Annotated in this window: 2 protein-coding genes; one reads left to right on the top strand and one right to left on the bottom strand. The window is 68.8% G+C overall.

Annotation, left to right across the window (positions count from 1 at the left end):
• A partial coding sequence (locus tag FJV41_RS48345; RefSeq protein WP_438616791.1) for a TonB-dependent receptor plug domain-containing protein occupies positions 1–2,043 on the top strand: 2,043 nt, incomplete at its 5' end.
• A gap of 209 nt (positions 2,044–2,252) precedes the next feature.
• On the opposite strand, the gene FJV41_RS48340 is transcribed toward FJV41_RS48345, so the two are convergent.
• The coding region (locus tag FJV41_RS48340) for a DUF7831 domain-containing protein (RefSeq protein WP_497812677.1) at positions 2,253–3,955 on the bottom strand (1,703 nt) is incomplete at its 5' end.

Here is a 3,955-nt window from a genome sequence, read left to right as displayed (position 1 = left end):
GTCCTGCTCTCGCTGCTGCTCTCCGCCACGCCCTCCGCCCTCGCCCAGTGGGAGCCGGAGACCTCCGAGCCCACCACCGAGGCCGAGGCCGCGCCCCCGCCGCCCGCGTCGGGACAAGAGGAGCTGCCGCTCGATGAAGAGTCGGACGTGCACAGCCAGGTGGCCTCGTTCGCGATAACGAAGCTGCGCGACTCGCCCGCCGTGGTGACCTCCATGACGGCGGAGGAGATTCGCAACTCGGGTGCGCGCGACCTGATGGACGTGCTGCTCCAGGTGCCGGGCTTCTTCTTCGGCGTGGACACCCAGGGCGCCGTCGGGCCGGGGTTTCGAGGGCTGTGGGGCTACGAGGGCAAGGTGCTGCTCGTCGTCGACGGCAAGGAGCTCAACGAGCAGCTCTACTCGACGATGCAGCTGGGCAACGAGCTGCCCGTGGAGCTGATTGAGCGCATCGAGGTCGTGCGCGGTCCCGGCTCGGTCATCTACGGCGGCAACGCGGAGCTGGCCGTCATCAACGTCATCACCCGGGGCGTGCAGGGCAGCACGGACCTGATGGTGTCTGGCACCTACGGACAACTGGCGAAGGTCAACGGCCGGCGGAGCCTGACGCTGTCGGGGCGCAAGGTCTTCGAGTCCGCGCCGGGACTGAGTGTCTTCGCCTCCGCGTCGCTCGGCCAGGGCCAGCGCAGCGACGCCCAGTTCCAGGACTTCTTCGGCAACAGCGCGGACATGGGCGGCAACACGAAGCTGAACCCGACGACGGTGCAGGCGGGCGTGGGCTACCGGGACCTCCAGCTGAGCGTGCTGTACCAGCGCTTCGCGACGTCGGCCATCGTCGCCTTCGACGAGGTGCTGGACGCGCCCTCCTCCTCCGACTTCGAGTCCTTCCACGCGGAGCTGAGCAACCGCTTCCGTCCCAGCGAGCGGGTGGAAATCATCCCCCGCTTCAACCTGACGCTCTCCGAGCCGTTCCGCGACGCGGACCAAGCCTCCGAGTTCTATTACGAGAAGCGGGTGATGCGGCTGCGCGGCCGGACGATGGCGCGCTGGGCGGCGCTGGACTTCCTGCAGCTCACCGGCGGCGTGGACGTGGCATCGGACCAGGGCAAGCTCAGGGGCCCCGCGGACGTGGGTCTCCAGACGGCCTTCGGCGAGGACGGCGCCACCAGCGTCTCGTACCTCAACGTCGCGGGCTTCGTGGAGGCGTTCTCGGAGAACCCCATCGTCACGGTGGTGGCGGGCGCGCGGTATGAGAACCACAGCGACTTCGGCAGCTCGTTCGTTCCCCGGCTGGTGCTCTTGCGCGGCTTCGGCCCGTTCAGCGCCAAGGCGCTCTTCAGCCGCGCGTTTCGCGCGCCGGGCATCGAGAACATCAGCCTGGGCGCGGACGTGAAGCCCGAGCGCACCACCGTGTACGAGCTGGAGGGCACGCTGCGCTTCGGCGACGGACACGCCCTGAGCGCCAACGCCTTCGACGTGGGCGTGTCGGACCCCATCATCTACTCGTACGACGCGGTGGCGAACGAGGAGGCGTACCGGAACCTGGGACGGCTCGGCAGCCGGGGCATCGAGCTGGACTACCACGTCAAGGGGAGCTGGGGCCGCGCGGCGCTCAGCTACTCGTTCTACGCGCCGTCGGGCCGCAACGACGTGGCGGACTACCAGGTGCCCGGGCACTCCAACGCCTTCACCGGGATGCCCACGCACAAGGCCTCGCTGTCGGGCAGCCTCAAGGTGCAGCCGTGGCTGTCCGTGAATCCCACCGCGGTGCTCGTGGGCCGGCGCTTCGCGGTGGACGTGCCGGACGACGACGGCGACTCGGCCGTGGAGGAGCTGCCCACGCAGTTGTTACTCAACCTCTACGTGCGCGCGGAGGACGTGGGCACGAAGGGGCTGGAGATTGGCGCGGGCGTCTACAACCTGCTCGGCACGAACTTCCGCATCGCCCAGCCGTACAACGGCGGCCACGCGCCCATGCCCGTGTTCTCCCGCGAGTTCCTCGTCAAGCTCAGCTACCTGTTCGACCCGGGCCTGAGCGAGCTGTAGTCACGCCCCCGCCGAGCCGGGTCCCACGCGGGCCCGGAAGCAGCCCGCGCGAGGCCGTCCGGCATGTCGCTCCCCAGACTCCGAGCCGCTGGCCCGTTGAACGGTGGGCGTCAGCGTCTCGGGACCACACAAAGCACACAGGCAGGAGCACCTCGCGACAGGGGCCGGACTCGCGAGGGCGCCCGCCCCATCGCGACGCCTGTTCATCATCATTGATCCGGTCTCGACGTGCCCTTTCTCGGGAACTTGGAGGGGCGCCTCGCGACGGGAGCGGACTCCCTCTCCTGCTCGTCTTGACTCGCGTCGTCTTCGACAGGAGCCGCGTCGTCTTCGACAGGAGCCACGTCGTCTTCGACAGGCGCCGTGTTGACTTCGACAGGGGCCGTGCCGTCTTCGACAGGGGCTTCGTCGTTGTTCATGTCGCGCCTGCGCTTGGTGCGCGCGCGCCCCCGGGCCACGCCCTCTCCAGCGGTGGTGGAAGAGGACAGGGAATTCGAGGAGCTGGCGACTTGCACCTCCTTGCAGCGCTGGCACAGCCCCTCGAGCCTCCCGCGCAGATAGGCCAACGTCTTCGGCGCGTACACGTCCAGTTGGCCCAGCTCTGTTCCCAGGAGTATCTCGCCGTCGCTGTTCCGCGGGAGCACGAGCCTGCGGAACTGGCGACTCTCCACGCGGTCAATCAGCGCCCGCAGGTCCTCGTCGAGAATCGCCGTGTTCTGCGCATAGGTGGCATCGGACCAGCGCCCCATCGCCGGTGACGTCCCGCCCGAGATGCGCAGCGTCCGCAGGGGGACGACATTGGGAACACCCACGACGCTCGTGCTGGAGTCCTCACGGACGGACGGAGCCCGCTGCATCGCCTCCGAGACCTCCTGCACGTAGAGGTCCTCCTGTTTGCGCGTCACCACCGACGGCACGAGCAGGGTCAACCGGGGGACGACCCGCACCGTCCCCAGTTGGGCGTTCGCCCAGTCGATGAGCTCCTGGACCTTCTTCTGCAAATGAGCCCACGTCCTGGGCGCGCCCTTCGGCAGGTTGGCGACCCCCGTGCCGATATCCAGCGTGTTGGACGCGAGGTTCCACGGCACGACAAGCGTCGTGTACAGGCCCTGCGTCAGGAGCCGGAGTGCCTCTGCGCAGTCGTCGTCGATGGCCTGCTGGTTCCTGGCGAAGTCCGTGTCGACCATGCCCACGCCAGGCACCCAGCACGTGCGCACCCCGAGCGCGTTCGGGTTCATGCGGATGATGGCCTGCGTACTGCTCTGGAAGTGTTTGTTCTTCTTCGACGCGTCGTTCTCACCGAAGAGAAAGAGCCCCCGTGGATGTCGGGGCGGCGTGTCGTGCTTGAAGTGGTTCGTGTTCGGCCAGAGGCACACGGGACCGGTCATCGCCGGGTCCGTCGAGGAGGCCCCCGCGCTCGAAGCCGTGCTGGACGAAGACGTGGCCGCTGACTGCGCCAGGGCCCTCAGCGCCCCTTCTCCACCTCGGCGGCGCCGCACTGCGAGGGCGGCGTACCGCTCGGGCGACCCCGCCACCGCGGGCCCCAACCCCTCCTCCGGGCATACCGCCTCGTAGTGCGCGTTCCTCAGGTTGGCGAGCCGCAACAGGGGCGCCGCCTCATGCCCCTCCTCACGGGGCACGAAGTCCACCTCGTCGCTCCAATATGCGCGGGCGCTCGTCCTGGCGAAGGTCTGGAAACGCACGCGGAACAGGTTGGAGACCGCCGCCAGCACCACATGGTCTCCCCACACACCGTCCCGGCTCATCGCCCGCAGGTACTGACTCCAGGCATCCACCCCGTTGACGCGCCGGTACGCCAGCTCGTTCGGCCAGCCCGCCCGATGCCAGTCGAGCAGCAAACCCATGTCCCGCCGGAACGTCTCCACCGACACGGGCCCCACCCGTGCTCCAC

Origin of the sequence: Myxococcus llanfairpwllgwyngyllgogerychwyrndrobwllllantysiliogogogochensis (assembly GCF_006636215.1) — a bacterium.
GTDB classification, from domain to species: domain Bacteria; phylum Myxococcota; class Myxococcia; order Myxococcales; family Myxococcaceae; genus Myxococcus; species Myxococcus llanfairpwllgwyngyllgogerychwyrndrobwllllantysiliogogogochensis.
The sequence above is the reverse complement of the archived record's forward strand: the minus strand, read 5'-3'. Positions and strand labels throughout refer to the sequence as shown.